The organism is Xanthomonas bromi (assembly GCF_900092025.1).
GTDB classification, from domain to species: domain Bacteria; phylum Pseudomonadota; class Gammaproteobacteria; order Xanthomonadales; family Xanthomonadaceae; genus Xanthomonas; species Xanthomonas bromi.
Genome location: NZ_FLTX01000036.1, coordinates 1 through 16,660, shown reverse-complemented (window position 1 = coordinate 16,660; position 16,660 = coordinate 1). Strand labels below are relative to the sequence as shown.

Here is a 16,660-nt window from a genome sequence, read left to right as displayed (position 1 = left end):
AATCGCCGATCACCCCTGAAGGCCAACGCGCGCGTCCGCACGTCGTTGGCCGTTGCTGGCACTAGAGCCGCTTGAACAAGGTGTTTGCCATGGACTCGAGCACGGCAACAGTGGTCTGCGCATCCTGCACATCGCTGACCTCGATCTGGCGGGCATGCGTGACTAGCCGGTCGATCAAGGCATCGCGCGCTTGCTGCTCGATTGCGTCGGCCTGTTGGCACTGCTGCTTCCAGGTCACCGGCGCGATCGGCTCGGCGATCAAGCTATGGCAGGCCGTGGTGTGCTGCACCTTCATCTGTTCGAAAAATTGCTCGATCCCCGTGGGTATGCCGACAGACGTCCCCCGTCAACGACTGATTGTCGATCTGGCAATAGCTGACGGTAGATGCCTTGGCGTTGAGGATCGCCAGATCCACGAGCAGATCGATCTCGCGGATCTTGGCATTGCCGTACAGCGTCCTGATCTGATTCAACATCGGAATTTCCCAGGCGTGCGGTACGCAATCGAGCGTATTCCACAGATCGGCGTTCCAGATCTGGTATGGCTTTTCGCCCGCACCCGGCGATGGCAAGATCGCCGCGAACAGCGCAGCGAAACCTGCGTTGCCCGGCGTTGCGCCTGCAGTGGGGTAGCAATAGACCTGGTCGAAGCCGCTCAGTTCTCCATGGGTCTTCAACCAGGTCGCCAGCGTTGGCGAGAGCGCACCGGCCAGACTGTGTCCAGTGAAGATCACCGTCGCGCCGGTGTTGCCCAAGGCTTGCAGAAATTCGACCAGGGCCGTGTTGGGCGCCAGCGCAGTCTGCGGACTCACCATCGTCAGCAGATGCCACACACCCGTGGCGGTGCCCATCGAGATCGTCACGCCCTGCGGGTCGACGGGCTTCTTCAGCGCCACAGGTGCACTGCTTGCCAACGGATCGAAGCTGGCGAAATCGACGCTGGAAACGACATCGAAATCCTCGCCGAACCAATCGTAGAGCGAACTGGGATTGGTGGCGCTCAGTGCGACCACATAGGCGTCGCCGACGCCTGGCATCGCAGCGGTATGCTCCACATACATGACGTTGCCGGACAACACCGAACCCGGCGCCTGCCAGACCTGCGGCCCCCAGACCAGTTGCCAGTCGCCAATGACCTTTTGGTTTGAAGATGAAGAGGAGGTGTCAATCAGCATTTGCTGGCAGTCCGCCTGCAGCATGGATTGAGGGCCCGAACACGTGCTGACCCAATTGGCCAGGCTCGACAACGCGAAGGTCTGTTGGAATTGATCGTAGGGCATGACGCACCTTTCCCTGTGGTCGCTAGAAAACGTCGAATGACCTACCTCCCCTGACGGAGGGGCCGCCTGCAGCTGCGTGCCGTGGGCAAGTGCTGAAGAAAGGTAGCAATACCGGGCTGTGCAAACTGCGACCGGCACGTAATTTCGAAACGACTTGCGTGGCTGGCGCATGTCGCTGCAACGCCACGTCGGCGACGATGCCTTAGCGAACGACTGACTCTACAATGCGGGGTGCGTTCAACAGTCTCTTGCCCCGGTTTCACACGATGATCAAACATTGGTTGGCGCGATTGCGCATCGATCCTTTCACCCTTGCATTGCTGTGCACGGTCGCGCTTGCCTCGCTGTTACCGGTTTCGGGTACCGCCGCCGCGGTCATGGACGATGTCACCGATGTGGCGATCGCCGCGCTGTTCTTCCTGCACGGCGCGCGGCTGTCGCGCGAAGCGGTCAAGGCAGGCGCGCTGCATTGGCGTCTGCATCTGGTGATTCTGAGCTGCACCTTCGTGTTGTTCCCGCTGCTCGGGCTGTTGTTCAAACCACTCGCGCACCTGGCACTGACACCGGAGCTGTATATCGGTGTGCTGTTCCTGTGCGCGCTGCCGTCCACGGTGCAGTCCTCGATCGCGTTCACTTCGATGGCGCGCGGCAACGTGCCAGCCTCGGTCTGCGCGGCCTCGCTTTCCAGCCTGCTGGGCGTGTTTTTTACGCCATTGCTGATGGGCGCGCTGGTCGGCAGCCAGGGCGCCATGGCGCATCCGGCCGAGGCGATCGGCAAGATCCTGCTGCAGTTGCTGGTGCCATTTCTGGCTGGCCATTTCATGCGTCCATGGATCGGCGGTTGGGTCGAACGCCACCGTGCCGTGCTGCGTTACACCGACCAGAGCACCATTTTGCTGGTGGTCTACACCGCCTTCAGTGCATCGGTGAACGAAGGGCTGTGGCAAAAGACGCCGTTGCCCGCGTTGCTGGCGGTGATCGGCGCCGCAGCGCTGTTGCTGACCACGGCAATGCTCTCGATCACCTTCGTCGCGCGACGCCTGCACTTCAGCCGCGCCGATGAAATCGCCATCGTCTTCTGCGGCTCGAAGAAGAGCCTGGCCACCGGCGTGCCGATGGCCAAGGTGATGTTCGCCGGGGGCGGCCTGGGCGCGATCGTGTTGCCGATCATGCTGTATCACCAATTACAGCTGATCGTGTGCGCCTTCGTGGCCGCACGTTATGCACGCAGCGCGCCGGGCGAGCCGCAGGGTGCAACCGGGCGCCATTGACGATGGGCCACGCCAGCGCCCACCGCTGCGTATCGCGTGACAGCAGTTCGCATCGCCGGCAGATCCAGGGCGTAAGCAGAGATACAACATTCACTGACTCCTGCATCGGCGCGCAAGCGCTCGCTGGAGTGCTCGATCGATCTCCTGCCGCCCCACGGTGATGACCATGACGCTGTCGCTTCGACGCCCCTCCACGTCCGTGATCGCGCTGCTGGCGGCGCTGGTCACGCTCACTGCCTGCGACAAGCCCGCCCCGCCTGCGCCTGCGCCACCCGCACAGGCGGCCAAAGCGTCATCCACGCCGGCACCCGCTGCCAGCATCGCCTGGCGCGAGGGCGACGTGGATGACGCCTTTGCCGAAGCCAAGGAAAGCGGCAAGCCGATCCTGTTGTACTGGGGCGCGGCCTGGTGCCCGCCCTGCAACAGACTCAAGGCCACACTGTTCAAGGACCCGGCCTTCATCGCGCGCACCCAGCAATTCGTCGCCGTGCAGCTGGACGGCGATTCCGAAGGCGCGCAGGCCTGGGGCGAGCGCTTTGGGGTGAAGGCCTATCCCACCATCATCGTGCTGCGCCCGGATCGCAGCGAAATCACCCGTCTGGCCGGCAATGCCGATAACGCGCGTCTGGCCGAAGTGTTGCGGGTTGCGGCCAAGAGCACCAGCACCGCCCAGCAATTGCTCGACAAGGCGCTGCACGCGCCGCAACAGCTGAGCGCGGACGATTGGGCCGTGCTCGGCGACTATGACTGGGGCACCGACGACCGGCTGATCAAACCCGATCATGCTGCCGAGGTGTTCACCCGGCTGTCGACATCCGCGCCACAGCCGGCACTGCAACGCAGCTTCGCCCTGGCGGCCATTAGGGCCGCCGAGCGCCCGCCGGCTGCCAGCCCCGCCCATCGCAAGCTGCTGGAAGCAGTGCTGGCCGACCCGCCTGAGGTGCGCGCCAATGTCGGCACGCTGAGCTATATGCCCGCGCGCCTGATCACCGCGGCCAGCAACGATCCGGGCGTGCGCGCCACGCTCTCCAACGCCCTGATTCAGGCCTTGGACAAAGCCTACGCCGATACGTCACTGCCCATTCCCGACCGGCTTGGCACCGTGTACCCACGCATCCAGCTGGCACGCTTGGCAAAAGGTCAGCCCACCGAACCCGGCGCCAAAGGCCCGAAACCGCCGCTTCCGAACGATGTGGTCGACCTCGTGCATCAACGCGTGCAGTGGGCCACCGACACGGCCAAGACCGATGAGGAACGCCAATCCACCATCAGCACAGCCGCCGCGTTACTGAGCGAGGTAGGCGATAGCAGCGGGGCAGAGCAATTGCTGTTGGCAGAGCTCTCGCGCAGCAAGACGCACTACTACTACATGTCCGAGCTGGCGGATCTAGCCGAACAACGCGGCGACAAGAAGACCGCACTGTCCTGGCTCAAGAAGGCCTATGAAAGCGCGCAAGGCCCCGCCACGCGCGTGCAGTGGGGCGTGATGTATGTGGATGGTCTGATCCGGCTCAGCCCTGACGACACCGCCGGCATCGAGAGCGCCACCACACAGGTGATCGGCGAGCTGGCGGACCAACCGGATGGTTACCGGCAACGCACCCGTCAGCGCTTCGCCACGCTCGGCACCGCACTCAAGACCTGGAGCAAGCAGCACCACCGGGAAGGCAGCGCAGTGCTGGCGCGCCTGCAACAGAAAATGCAGTCCAGCTGCGATAGCAAAAACGCCAACGACTGCGCCAGCTGGCTGAGTTGACTCGGCACAGCGTTGCCGTTGGGCAACAGGTGATGGATCAACAAGGTTCCTCAGCCAGAAACTGCGGCGTCTGCTGACGTGGACGCCGCTGGTGACCTCGACACGGCGCACTTGGCCTCTCTGCCAGGAAGATTCCCGCCCAAATTCCGCATGCGCTACAGGCGCATCGCACAGGAAGCGCAGGTTGCTCAGGCGTGCTTGGCGGCAGACCTACCGCGCTGCCGCTCGCGCCACCGTGGCGGCTAGCGCACCCACGGCAGCAGCAGATGATCGACCATCAGGAAGGCGAATAGCGCCATCAGATAGACGATGGAATAGCCGAACATCTTCATCGAAAACAGTTCGTCCGGCGGGTCGAGCATGCGCCAGGCGTACCAGAGGAACACCACGTTGAGCACCAACGCACCGCCCAGGTAAAACATCCCGCTCATACCCACCGCCACCGGCAGCAAGGTCACGAGCGCCAACAGCACCGTGTACACCAGGATCTGCTTGCGCGTGTGCGGCACGCCGTGGGTCACCGGCAACATCGGGATCGCCGCCTTGGCGTAATCGGCGCGGCGAAAAATCGCCAGCGCCCAGAAATGCGGCGGCGTCCAGATGAAGATGATCAGCACCAGCAGCGAGGCGTTGATCCAGTCGGCGCTGGTCGGCAACCCGGTCACCGCGGCCCAGCCCAGCATCGGTGGCGTGGCGCCGGCCAGCCCGCCGATCACGATGTTCTGCGAGGTCGCGCGCTTCAGGTACACGGTGTAGATCACCGCATAACCGATCAGCGAGGCGAAGGTCAGCACCGCGGTGATGACATTCACCCACACCACCAGGATGGTCATGGAGATCACGATCAGCGCGCCGGCGAACACCAGCACCTGCCATGGCTGCACCTTGCCCACCACCAGCGGGCGCCATGAGGTGCGCGCCATCTGGGCGTCGATCTTGGCGTCGAGCAATTGGTTGATCGCTGCCGCCGCTGAAGCCGCCAGCCAGATGCCCAGGAAGCCCAGCGCGCCGGTGCGCACCTGCAGCCAGGTGGGCATGTCGGGGATGGCCAGGAACATGCCCACCAGCGCGGTGAACACGATCAGTGCCACTACCTTGGGTTTGGTCAGATCCCAATAATCGCGTGCGCTGACAGCCATGCTCACTCCGGCGCGCGCAGCCGCGCCAGCAGCGAGACCAGCACGAACAACAGTGCCACCGCGCCGCCGTTATGCATGACCGAGACCTCCAGCGGCAACGCCAGCTTCACGTTGAGCATGCCCAGCGTCACCTGCACGGCCACCAGCAACGCCAGCGCACCTGCCCACACCCGCATGCCCGGCGAACGCGACAAACGCCACGCCAGCCACCACAGGTACAGCGCCGTCGCAATCGCCCACAGCCGGTGCGCCATCTGGATCGCGATACGCGCCGCGCCATCGAGCACGCCGCCTTCGTAATCCACCCCGATGCCGCGCCAAAGCGTGAAGCCTTCGCGGACATCGTGCGGCGGCCACCACTGACTGACGCAACGCGGGAAATTATCGGCCGACCAGCTGCCGCCGCCGCAGGCCAGCGCGGCGTAGTTGGCGCTGACCCAGCCGCCGAATGCGATCTGCAGGCCCAGCACCGCCACGCCCAGGCGCAGCAGCCACTTCAGCCGCGAGGCGTCGGCCAGCGTGATCGGCAAGTGGGTCGCACGCCAGGCCATCCACACCAACAGCGAGAACATCAGCATGCCGCCCAGCAGGTGCCCCATCACCACGATGGGCTTGAGCAGCAGCGTCACCGTCCACATGCCCAACAGCGCCTGGAAGATCACCACCGCCAGCGTCAGCACCGCCGCGCGCGCGAGATCGATGTTGCTCCAGCGCAGCGCGGCCAACAGCAGGATCGCCTCGCCGCCGATCGCCACGCCGAAGGCCACGTTGTGCCAGCCGGACATGTAGAGCGGGATCGACAACGCCACCAGCACCGCGGCCGACACCACCTGCGCAATGCCCATGCGGCGGCGACGCACCGCCAGCAACGACAGCACCAGCACTTCCACGCCCAGCGCGCCAGCCAGGAAACGGTGCACCTGCTCGCGCCAGGCCTTGTGCGATTCCAGCGGGCGGATTTTGCTGGCCCCGTGCGTGTTGGCCTCGTCGCTGGTTTGCGGCCAGGTCACACGGCCGTAGCAGGTCGGCCAGTCCGGGCAGCTCATGCCGGCATCGGACAGCCGCACGAACGACCCGAACAGGATCGTGCTCGCAGTGAACAACGCCGCCAGCCAGGCCATGCGATGGAAGTGACGGAACAATGCCGGTGGCGCAAACAGATTCATCGAAACGGGCTCACATCAGTTTCAGCAGCTTGACCAGATCCGAGCGCAGACCGGCCGGGTCGAAGCCGGGGGCATAGCGCAGAATCACGAAGCCGTTGGGGTCGATCACATACACCGGCACGCCGGCCGCATCGGTACTACGCGGCAACGCCTGCCGCAGGTGGACATCGTCACGCAGCACGCGCAATTCAGGCATCGGGGGCAGCCCGGCTGGCGGCGCGCCGATCCACAGCACCTCCACCTTGTCGGCACGGTGCCCCAGCAGTTGCCACACCTTGTCCAGTTCGGCGGCCAACGCCACGCACTGCTGGGTACAATTGACCGGCGGTACCACCGCAATGCGCCAGATGCGCTCGCTCGGTGCCCACGTATACGGCTGCCCGTTCGCACGCACCGGCACCAGCGCACGCAGATCCGCAGGCGGCTTCAGCAGTTCGCCGTTGTTGCGCATTGCTGCAGGCTGCCATCCGGAGAAGCGCAGCACACCGGCCAGCAACATCGAGCCGAAGAACAGCGCCGCCAGGGCAATCAGCATCCTGCGACCGCGTTTGACCGAGTGCGGCGTGGCCGATGTGGAGGAGGTCATGGCGGCGATTTTCTCATGCCGCAGGCGTCAGTGCCCGCGGCCGCGGCAGCGCGCACGCCATGTCAGCAGCGTCGCGGTCGCCAGTACCGCGGCGGCCAGCCCGAACCATTGCACCGCGTAACCCAAGTGCCGCGCGGGTGGCAGCGTATTCGGCAGTATTTCCAGATCGCGTACATAGCCAACCGGCAGCGCAGGGTCCAGGCGCAACACCTGCGACGAAATGTCGCGCCTGCCAAGCGTGCTGCGCAGGGTCGTTACGTCCAGGCGTGTGGCCAACCAGGTCTGCGGAGCGCCCCCCGGCGCCAATGCCGGCCCGATCGCCAGCCCCGCCGATGGCGGTGCGCTCAACAGTCCTTCTACGGCCTGTCGGCCATCCAGTGCAACGATGCTGGGCAACTGGCGATCGGCCGGCAATGGCAGCCAGCCCAGATCGACCAGCATGCTTGTCGATACGTCTTCTGGCGCTGCCAGTTGATACGCACGCACACCGGCACGCCCGGCATGCAGCTGATTGTCCAGCAAGACCAGTTGCGGCAAAAACCGCACGCGCCCACGCACCCATGCCAGATCGTGCGGCGTCGCTAGCGCCTGCGCCAAGGGCAGCGTGGTATCGCGCACATGCGCGGCACGGTACAGCAAGGCTTGCTTGCTATGCATCCGCTGCAACTGCCAGTGACCAAGCGCGGCAAAACCCGCGCTCATCAGCAGAGCCAGACACCAGCCGACTACCGCCGTGTGCTTGCGCGTCATGACAAGCGACGCAAAAAGGCGTGCAATGGCATCACCACACCGACTGCACCCGGGGCTGTTGTGAACGATTCGCTCAAGACGCTGCTGATTGTCGCCTTCCTGATCGTGATCCTGTGGAACCTGGGCGCCGGCCTCTACTACCTGCTCACCGATCGCGGCCAGACCAAGCGCACCGTCAACGCACTGACCTGGCGCATCGGTCTATCGGTTGCGTTGATCGCCATCGTGATCCTCGGCATTTATACCGGCTGGATCAAGCCGCATGGCATCGGCCGCTGAGGGGCCGGGAATGGGGAATCGGGAATGGGGAATCGTAAAGGCAAAAGCGGGCTCGCTCTTGCGATTCCCGATTCCCGATTCTCAAAGGACATACACGAACAGGAACAGCGCCAGCCACACCACGTCGACGAAGTGCCAGTACCACGCGGCCGCTTCGAAGGCGAAGTGGTTGTCGCGGGTGAAGTGTCCCTTGGCTGCGCGTAGCCACATCACTGCCAGCATGATGGTGCCCAGCAGCACATGCATGCCGTGGAAGCCGGTGAGCATAAAGAAGGTTGAGCCGTAGATCCCTGAGCCCAGGGTGAGATTGAGCTCGGTATAGGCGTGGATGTATTCCTCCGCCTGCAGGAACAGGAACACGCAGCCCAGCAGTACGGTCAACCCCAGCCACAACAATAGCGCGCCGCGGCGCCCGCCCTTGAGTCCGTGGTGGGCGATGGTCAAGGTCACCCCGGAGCTGAGCAGGATCAACGTATTGATCAGCGGCAAACCCCAGGCCGCAATGGTCTGGAACTGCCCGCCGATCGTGCCCGGGCCGCTGGTCGGCCAGGCTGCCGAATAGCCGTTCCACAGCAATTCGTTGGTCATCACACCGTCGCCCTCGCCACCCAGCCAGGGCAACGTCAGCACACGCGTGTAGAACAGCGCACCGAAGAAGGCGCAGAAGAACATCACCTCGGAAAAGATGAACCACACCATCCCCATGCGGAACGAGCCATCCACCTGGCGGTTGTAATGCCCGGCATTGGATTCGCGGATGACATCGCCAAACCACATGAACAAGGTCGCCAGCAGCATTGCCACGCCGGCGAAGAACGTCCATCGCCCCCATGCCGCGTCGTTGAGCCAGCTGGCCACGCCGATCATCATCACGAACATCGCAATCGACCCGACAAAGGGCCACTTACTCTGGCTCGGGACGAAATACGCGTCGGCGTTGGGACTGTGATCGGCCATGGCGTTGCTTCCGTGTCGTGGTGCGTGTGGATGAGGACTCAGGGTGCGGCACGCGGCACGCCGGACGTGCCACCGCCCTGCAGTTCCGAGGTCAGCGCGTCGTTGCGATAGAACGTGTAGGACAAGGTAATCGTGGTGACTTCCGGCGGCAGTGCGGGGTCGACGATGAAACGCAGCGGCATGTCGCGCGTTTCGCCAGCCTGCAAGGTCTGCGCGGTGAAGCAGAAACACTCGGTCTTGTTGAAATAACCCGATGCGCGCGCTGGCGCAACCGATGGCACCGCACTGCCCACCACCGCCCGCGCACCATCGTTGCGCGCGAAATACAGCGCTTCGTTGAGCTCGCCCGGCACCACATCCATCGTCATCTGCTCGGGATGAAAGGTCCACGGCAGTTTGGAATTGACCCCGCCATCGAACTCGACACGCACCGTGCGCTTACCGGCGGCAGGTGGCGAACCTGCGTTTGCGCGGCTGCTGCCGGGCGCGCGCTCCATGCGGATTCCAAACACTTTCTCGCAGGCAATCCGGTACAGCGGCACCAGGGAGAACGTCAGCACGAACACACCCAACACCACGCCGAGTAGCTTGAACAAGCCGGCCGTCGGTGCGTGTGCGGGCACGCGTGCAGTCACCGACCGATGACTCCCGAAGCAATGAAGCCTGCATAGATCAGCAGCGCGACGATGCCGACCGTTATCGCAGTGCGACGCACAGCGCGGCGCTGTTGCGCCTGACGTTCCGCTGCAGATAACAGACGCGTCACCGCCGGCTCCGAGGCGGACTCAGTGACCGATGTCTTCATGCGCAAGGTCTCCAGGCTTGATCACCGGTGGTACGGTGAAGGTATGCGCCGGGGCAGGCGACGGCACGGTCCATTCCAGACCTTTGGCACCTTCCCAGGCGCGCGCATCTGCCCGTGCGCCGCGACGCAGCGAAGACAGCAGGATCGCGGCCATCAGGAACGGCGTAACGAACATGCCGAACGCACCGATCGAACTGACCAGGTTCCAGTCGGCGAACACCACGTTGTAATCGGGAATGCGCCGCGGCATGCCGGCCAATCCGAGGAAGTGCTGCGGAAAGAACAGCAGGTTGACGAACACCATCGTCCACCAGAAATGCACTTTGGCCCAGGTCTCGTTGTACATCCGCCCGGTCCACTTGGGCCACCAGTAATACACCGCCGCAATCAGTGCGAACACCGCACCGGTCACCAGCACGTAGTGGAAATGCGCCACCACGAAATAGGTGTCGTGATACTGGAAGTCCGCCGGTACGATCGCCAGCATCAGGCCGGAAAATCCACCGATGCTGAAAAGGATCACGAACGCCACCGCCCACAACATCGGCGATTCGAAGGTCAGCGAGCCTTTCCACATCGTGCTGACCCAGTTGAACACCTTCACCCCGGTCGGGATGGAGATCAGCATGGTGGCGAACATGAAATAGATTTCGCCACCCAGCGGCATGCCCACGGTAAACATGTGGTGCGCCCACACGATGAAGCTCAGGAACGCAATCGCTGCGATGGCGTAGACCATCGCCTGATACCCGAACAACGGCTTGCGGCTGAAGGTGGGGATGATTTCGCTGACCACGCCGAAGGCCGGCAGGATCATGATGTACACCTCGGGATGCCCGAAGAACCAGAAGATGTGCTGATACATCACCGGGTCGCCGCCGCCGGCCGCGTTGAAGAAGCTGGTGCCGAAAAACTTGTCGGTCAGCAACATGGTCACTGCGCCGGCCAGCACGGGCATGACCGCAATTAGCAGGAAGGCGGTGATCAACCAGGCCCAGCAAAAGATCGGCATCTTCAACAGATCGATGCCCGGCGCGCGCATGTTGAGCACGGTGGCGATGATGTTGATCGCGCCCATGATCGAACTGACGCCGGCCACATGGATCGCAAACACGCTGAAGGCCACGTTGTAGCCGCCCTGCAGCGACAGCGGCGGATACAGCGTCCAGCCGCCGGCGGGCGCACCGCCGGGCAGGAACAGGGTCAGCAACAACAGGGTGAAGGCCACCGGCAGCAGCCAGAACGACCAGTTGTTCATGCGTGGCAACGCCATGTCCGGCGCGCCGATCTGGAGCGGAATCATCCAGTTGGCCAGGCCCACGAAGGCCGGCATCACCCCACCGAAGATCATCACCAGCGCATGCACGGTGGTCATCTGGTTGAAGAATTCGGGTTTGACGAACTGCAAGCCGGGTTGCATCAATTCGGCGCGGATCACCACGCTCATCGCCGCGCCGATGATGAACATCACGAAGGAAAACAGCAGGTACAGCGTGCCGATGTCCTTGTGATTGGTCGAAAAGAACCAGCGCTCGACGAAACCGGGCTGGTGGTGTCCGTGGTGATCGACTGCGGTATGCGCCATGACGGAACGACCTCTACGAAACGGGCGGTTGCGAGCGATTAAAGAACGGCGGTCGGTGTTGCAGCTTGGGCCGGTGCTACGCCAGGCGCAGTGTCACCGACGGGCGTTGCTGATGCAGCGGCCGGCGGCGCGGCAGCTGGAGCCGTCGGCGCCGCTGCGGGAGCAGTGCCTGACGCGCTACGGCGCGACGCCAGCCAGCGCTGGAATTCAGCCTTGGGGAGCGCTTCCACCACGATCGGCATGAAGCCATGATCCTTGCCGCATAACTCGGCGCACTGTCCGCGATATACGCCCGGTTGTTCGATGTTGGTCCAGGCTTCGTTGACGATGCCGGGAACCGCGTCCTGCTTCCAGCCCAGCGCAGGTACCCACCAGGCGTGGATCACATCGTCGGCAGTAATCACGAAACGGATCTTGGTATTGACCGGCAGCACAAGGCGGTTATCGACGTCCAGCAGGTAGTGCGGCTGCGAGGCCACGGTCGGGCGCTCGCCGCTTTGCCGGATACGATCGGATTCGCGTGCCAGGCGACTGGTAAATTCCACGCCCTGGCCGAGATACTCGTATTTCCACATCCACTGATAGCCGGTCACCTTGACCGTCATTTCCGATTCGCGGGTGTCGTACATCGCAATCAGCTTTGCCGTCGCCGGCCAGGCCATCGCAATCAGCACCAGCACCGGCACCACTGTCCACAGTATTTCAGCGGTGGTGTTGTGACTGAATTGCGCAGCCACCGCGCCTTTGGACTTGCGGAACTTGAAGATCGCATAGCCCATCGCCGAGAACACCAGCGCGCCAATCACCACGCACACCCACAGGGCCACCATGTGCGCCTCGTAGGCCATGCGCGCGGTCTGGGTCACGCCGCGACCCATATTGAGCTGCCACTCCTTGGGATCGGCCGATTGCGCCCAGGCGGCCGACGCGCTCAGCAGCGTGGTCATCGCCAGGCCTGTGCGGGTGTAAATGCTCATCGACTTCCAGCTGCTGCGTTGCGTCATTGCCTAGACCCTTACGTCATCGGTGACGGCCATTGGCGGCCGCGAGCAAGCGTTTCAGCGTCGTTGCCAGTTCCACACGTTCGGCCGGCCCGAGAAAACTTCCAATCTCGATCTGCTTGCCGCTGCTGACCAACAACACCCTGTCGTCGCGTTCCATGCAAAGCCGCACCCAGTGCGGATGTGCCTGGAACGCTGGTGGCGCATGCCCGGACGGAAACACCTCGACAACGGCCTCTCCCACCCGGATCGCTTCTTCGCGCTCGCCACTTCGCCACAACTGCCGTAGCGCCAGCGCCACCACACTACTGTGCAACAGGGCGAACACCGGCGCGAACGCATTGCCGGTCCACCACCCCAGGCCTGCAAACAACCACATCGTTCCCGCCAACACTGCGAACAGCTGCACGAATTGCCTGGCCGACAGTGCCCGCGGAGGCCGCAACCGCAGCTGCGTCCCAACCCCTTCGGACATCAACGGCAGCACTTCGATCATAAACAGCACGCAGCGCACTGCGGGAATAGCCCGATGGTAGACCCGCGCCAACGCATGCGGCAAGCGTTTCAGGTAATCAAAAATTTGCTGCAGTGCAGCTAAAAGTACGCGTAAATCAAACACTTCCGGATTCATCGGCGATGCCGGTGCCGACACCACGCGGCGCGCATGGGCGACAGCGACCTGCACAAAACGGCGGGAAAGCCGCCGCTTCCACACAAGTGCGCACGCCACGGAGCTCACTAGAATGAGCAAGGAATCCAAGGCACCTTTCGCATGAACGCTCAGCTCGACCCGCTTGCCTCCACCTCAGTGGCGCGCCCACTCCTGGCGCCCGAACTGCCCGCCGCACCTGGCGCATTGCGTGCTGCCATCACCGCAGCCTGGCTCAAGGACGAAACCGAGCACATGCGTGAATTGCTCGATCAGGCACGCCTGCCTGCCGCCGAGCAAGCCAAGGTGCAAGCGATCGCTGCCGATCTGGTCACCCGTGTGCGTGCACGTGCGCAGGACCAGGGCGCTATTGAAGCCTTCATGCGCCAGTACGACCTGGGCAGCGAGGAAGGCGTGTTGCTGATGTGCGTGGCCGAGGCGCTGCTGCGCATCCCCGACCAGGACACCGCCGACAAGCTGATCCGCGACAAGCTCGGCGATGCGGACTGGAAGAAGCACGTGGGCGGCAGCGATTCGGTGCTGGTCAATGCCTCCACTTGGGGGCTGATGCTGACCGGCAGGCTGGTGCAGCTCAACGACCTCACCCGCGCCGATGTACCCGGTGCCTTCAAGCGCCTGATCGGCCGCGTCGGCGAGCCGGTGATTCGTCTGGCTGTGCGGCAGGCCATGAAGATCATGGGCCATCAGTTCGTCATGGGCCGCACCATCGGCGAGGCGCTGTCGCGTTCGCGCAAGGGCGACAACGCCAACTACCGCTATTCGTTCGACATGCTCGGCGAAGGCGCGCTCACCATGAAGGATGCGCAGCGCTATCTGCAGGCCTATCGCGACGCAATTCACGCGATCGGCCGCAGCGGCAGCTTCGTCGGTACCGACGTGTTCGCCGCGCCCAGCATTTCGATCAAGTTGTCGGCGCTATATCCGCGCTATGAGCACGCCAAGCGCGCTCGTGTAATGGCAGAGCTTGTGCCTGGCGTGCTGGAACTCGCACAACTGGCCAAATCGTACGGCATCGGCTACACCGTCGATGCCGAAGAGGCCGACCGGTTGGAGCTGTCGCTGGGCATCATCGAAGCCACCTTCTCCGATCCATCGCTGGATGGATGGGAAGGCTACGGCCTGGCCGTGCAGGCATATCAAAAACGCACGCCGTACACGATCGATTTTCTCGCTGATCTTGCGCGCCGTGTTGGGCGACGCATTCCGGTTCGATTGGTCAAAGGCGCCTACTGGGACGCAGAGATCAAGCGCGCGCAGATCGAAGGTCACCCGGGCTATCCGGTGTTTACGCGCAAACAGAACACCGACGTGTCCTACCTGGCCTGCGCACGTCGCATGTTCGCGCACAGCGACGCGCTGTATCCGATGTTCGCCACCCACAACGCGCAGACCATTGCCGCGGTGCGTGCGATCTCTGCGGGTAAAACGTACGAGCATCAAAAACTGCACGGCATGGGCGATGACCTGTATGCCGAAGTGATTCCTGCCGATCGTCTAGGGTTGCCATGCCGCGTGTATGCACCGGTCGGCTCGCACGAAGATTTGCTGCCGTATCTGGTGCGTCGTCTGCTCGAAAACGGCGCCAATTCCAGCTTCGTCAATCGCATCACCGATGAGGACGTCGCCATCGAAGATCTCATCCGCGATCCGGTCGAAGCGGTGTCGTCGTTCACCTCTATTCCGCACCCCAAGATTCCTCTGCCGGCCGATGTGCTGCGTAGTCAGAACCAGAACAGGAAAAACTCCATGGGCGCCAATCTCGCCAACGATAACGATCTGCGCCAACTGGCCGAGCAACTCAACGCGGCGATCAAACCCTGGCGGGCCACGCCCTTGGTGCCTGGCGCGGTGATCAACACGTCCAGCCAGGCGGTATTGAATCCGGCCGATCGCCGCGAAACGGTTGGGCAGTGGCAACCGGCCGATACCGACACCGTGCAGAAGGCGCTGGCCAGCGCTGCGGCAGCGCAACCTGCCTGGAACCGCACACCTGCAGCGAGCCGCGCCACCATCCTGGAACACGCGGCCGATCTGCTCGAAACGCGCATGCCCGAGTTCATGGCGATCTGCGTCAAGGAAGCCGGCAAGACGCTGCCCGACGCTGTGGCCGAAGTCCGCGAGGCGGTCGATTTCCTGCGCTACTACGCCGGCCAGGCACGCGCGCAGTTCGGCGCCCCCGAGCGTTTGCCTGGGCCGACTGGCGAATCCAACGAACTGCAGTTGCATGGCCGGGGCGTCTTTGTCTGCATTAGTCCCTGGAACTTCCCGCTAGCGATCTTCCTCGGCCAGGTGGCCGCCGCGCTGGCGGCAGGCAACACCGTCATCGCCAAGCCGGCCGAGCAGACCAACCTGATCGGCTTCGCGGCGGTCAAGCTGCTGCACGAGGCAGGCGTACCGGAGGCAGCCGTGCAGTTCCTACCGGGCGATGGTGCCACCGTTGGCGCTGCTCTGACCAATGACCCGCGCGTCGCCGGTGTCGCTTTCACCGGTTCCACCGATACCGCACGCATCATCAACCGCACCCTGGCCGCGCGCGATGCTGCCATTGGCGTCTTGATTGCCGAAACCGGTGGCCAGAACGCTTTCATTGTCGATTCGTCCTCGCTGCCAGAAGCGGTGGTCAAGGACGCGATCTCCAGCGCCTTCATCTCCGCTGGGCAGCGTTGCTCCGCGGCACGCGTCCTGTTCGTCCAGGACGACATCGCCGACAAGGTCATGACCATGCTGGCCGGCGCGATGGGCGAGTTGAAGATCGGCGATCCCAGCCTGCTCTCGACCGACGTTGGCCCCGTGATCGACGCCGATGCGCTGACAATTCTCGACGATCACGCCGCACGCATGGATCGCGAAGCGCGTCTGATCGGGAACACCACGCTGGACAACGCCACCGCACACGGCAGCTTCTTCGCTCCACGCGCCTATGAGCTGACATCGCTGGCTCAGCTGCAGTGCGAAATTTTCGGGCCAGTCCTGCACGTGATTCGCTGGAAAGCCGACCAGCTCGACGCCGTCATCGACCAGATCAACGCGACCGGTTATGGCCTTACCTTGGGTGTCCATTCGCGTATCGACGAAACCATCGACCGCATCACCTCACGCGTCGCGGTGGGTAACGTCTACGTCAATCGCAACCAAATCGGCGCTGTGGTCGGCGTCCAACCTTTCGGCGGTCAGGGCCTGTCCGGCACCGGCCCCAAGGCTGGCGGCCCGCATTACCTGCTGCGCTTTGCAACCGAGAAGGTCGTCACCGTCAACACTACCGCGGCCGGTGGTAATGCTTCCCTGCTGACGTTGGGTGATTGAATCGGGTGACTGATCCTAGGTCATTGATAAATCATTCCTGATCTTGGGCGACTGATGCTTTGCGGCCTGCAGGCGGCGCAATATCGGATACGCAAAAACCCCGCCAAGGCGG

At 63.5% G+C, this 16,660-nt stretch carries 16 protein-coding genes; 4 read left to right on the top strand and 12 right to left on the bottom strand.

Annotated elements, in window-relative coordinates; all coding sequences use genetic code 11:
- Positions 1 to 61: 61 nt before the first annotated feature.
- The gene (locus XBLMG947_RS11270; protein ID WP_065468697.1) at positions 62 to 295 is read right to left on the bottom strand and encodes a hypothetical protein; all 234 of its coding nucleotides are present in this window, start codon (positions 293 to 295) and stop codon (positions 62 to 64) included.
- A complete protein-coding gene (locus XBLMG947_RS11265) occupies positions 264 to 1,451 on the bottom strand; it encodes a lipase family protein (RefSeq protein WP_139074388.1) in 1,188 nt (395 codons plus the stop codon). The genes XBLMG947_RS11270 and XBLMG947_RS11265 overlap by 32 nt, the downstream gene beginning before the upstream one ends.
- Before the next feature lie 53 nt (positions 1,452 to 1,504).
- Here XBLMG947_RS11265 and XBLMG947_RS11260 point away from each other — a divergent pair, with 53 nt between their 5' ends.
- Both XBLMG947_RS11260 and XBLMG947_RS11255 read left to right on the top strand, forming a co-directional pair.
- On the top strand, positions 1,505 to 2,551 hold the full coding sequence (locus XBLMG947_RS11260) for a bile acid:sodium symporter family protein (RefSeq protein ID WP_065468693.1): 1,047 nt from the start codon (positions 1,505 to 1,507) through the stop codon (positions 2,549 to 2,551).
- 166 nt (positions 2,552 to 2,717) lie between these two features.
- A complete protein-coding gene (locus tag XBLMG947_RS11255) occupies positions 2,718 to 4,307 on the top strand; it encodes a thioredoxin family protein (RefSeq protein WP_065468871.1) in 1,590 nt (529 codons plus the stop codon).
- Positions 4,308 to 4,549: 242 nt separating this feature from the next.
- Here the strand turns inward: XBLMG947_RS11255 and cyoE are convergent, their stop codons facing one another.
- The 4 genes from cyoE to XBLMG947_RS11235 are packed head-to-tail and all read right to left on the bottom strand — an operon-like array spanning position 4,550 to position 7,948.
- The gene (cyoE, locus tag XBLMG947_RS11250) at positions 4,550 to 5,446 is read right to left on the bottom strand and encodes a heme o synthase (protein ID WP_065468691.1); all 897 of its coding nucleotides are present in this window, start codon (positions 5,444 to 5,446) and stop codon (positions 4,550 to 4,552) included.
- A 2-nt stretch (positions 5,447 to 5,448) separates the two neighbouring features.
- Positions 5,449 to 6,612 (bottom strand): COX15/CtaA family protein, encoded by a 1,164-nt coding sequence (locus XBLMG947_RS11245; RefSeq protein WP_065468689.1) that lies wholly within the window; start codon positions 6,610 to 6,612, stop codon positions 5,449 to 5,451.
- 10 nt (positions 6,613 to 6,622) lie between these two features.
- Positions 6,623 to 7,198 carry a hypothetical protein gene (locus XBLMG947_RS11240; RefSeq protein WP_065468687.1) on the bottom strand — a complete coding sequence of 192 codons (576 nt, stop codon included), beginning with the start codon at positions 7,196 to 7,198 and terminating at the stop codon, positions 6,623 to 6,625.
- Between the two features lie 27 nt (positions 7,199 to 7,225).
- Complete coding sequence (locus XBLMG947_RS11235) at positions 7,226 to 7,948, bottom strand: SURF1 family protein (RefSeq protein WP_065468685.1); 723 nt, start codon at positions 7,946 to 7,948, stop codon at positions 7,226 to 7,228.
- Between the two features lie 60 nt (positions 7,949 to 8,008).
- Between XBLMG947_RS11235 and XBLMG947_RS11230 the strand changes: the two genes are divergently transcribed.
- Complete coding sequence (locus tag XBLMG947_RS11230; RefSeq protein ID WP_017157720.1) at positions 8,009 to 8,227, top strand: twin transmembrane helix small protein; 219 nt, start codon at positions 8,009 to 8,011, stop codon at positions 8,225 to 8,227.
- An 81-nt stretch (positions 8,228 to 8,308) separates the two neighbouring features.
- Here XBLMG947_RS11230 and XBLMG947_RS11225 read toward each other — a convergent pair whose 3' ends face one another.
- Genes XBLMG947_RS11225 through XBLMG947_RS11205 form a run of 6 tightly spaced genes read right to left on the bottom strand, consistent with a single transcriptional unit; the run spans position 8,309 to position 13,071 of the window.
- Positions 8,309 to 9,184, bottom strand: a complete 876-nt coding sequence (locus tag XBLMG947_RS11225; RefSeq protein WP_065468683.1) for a cytochrome c oxidase subunit 3 — start codon at positions 9,182 to 9,184, stop codon at positions 8,309 to 8,311.
- Between the two features lie 38 nt (positions 9,185 to 9,222).
- Positions 9,223 to 9,819: a cytochrome c oxidase assembly protein gene (locus XBLMG947_RS11220; RefSeq protein ID WP_065468681.1), complete on the bottom strand. Its 597-nt coding sequence runs from the start codon at positions 9,817 to 9,819 to the stop codon at positions 9,223 to 9,225.
- Positions 9,816 to 9,989, bottom strand: a complete 174-nt coding sequence (locus tag XBLMG947_RS21550; RefSeq protein ID WP_083993040.1) for a hypothetical protein — start codon at positions 9,987 to 9,989, stop codon at positions 9,816 to 9,818. The genes XBLMG947_RS11220 and XBLMG947_RS21550 overlap by 4 nt, the downstream gene beginning before the upstream one ends.
- The gene (gene ctaD / locus XBLMG947_RS11215) at positions 9,970 to 11,574 is read right to left on the bottom strand and encodes a cytochrome c oxidase subunit I (RefSeq protein ID WP_065468679.1); all 1,605 of its coding nucleotides are present in this window, start codon (positions 11,572 to 11,574) and stop codon (positions 9,970 to 9,972) included. The genes XBLMG947_RS21550 and ctaD overlap by 20 nt, the downstream gene beginning before the upstream one ends.
- 38 nt (positions 11,575 to 11,612) lie before the next feature.
- Positions 11,613 to 12,578, bottom strand: a complete 966-nt coding sequence (gene coxB / locus XBLMG947_RS11210) for a cytochrome c oxidase subunit II (RefSeq protein WP_065468677.1) — start codon at positions 12,576 to 12,578, stop codon at positions 11,613 to 11,615.
- Positions 12,579 to 12,594: 16 nt separating this feature from the next.
- Complete coding sequence (locus XBLMG947_RS11205; RefSeq protein ID WP_065468870.1) at positions 12,595 to 13,071, bottom strand: DUF2244 domain-containing protein; 477 nt, start codon at positions 13,069 to 13,071, stop codon at positions 12,595 to 12,597.
- A gap of 276 nt (positions 13,072 to 13,347) precedes the next feature.
- Here XBLMG947_RS11205 and putA point away from each other — a divergent pair, with 276 nt between their 5' ends.
- Complete coding sequence (gene putA / locus XBLMG947_RS11200) at positions 13,348 to 16,548, top strand: bifunctional proline dehydrogenase/L-glutamate gamma-semialdehyde dehydrogenase PutA (RefSeq protein WP_065468675.1); 3,201 nt, start codon at positions 13,348 to 13,350, stop codon at positions 16,546 to 16,548.
- Positions 16,549 to 16,660 lie beyond the last annotated feature (112 nt).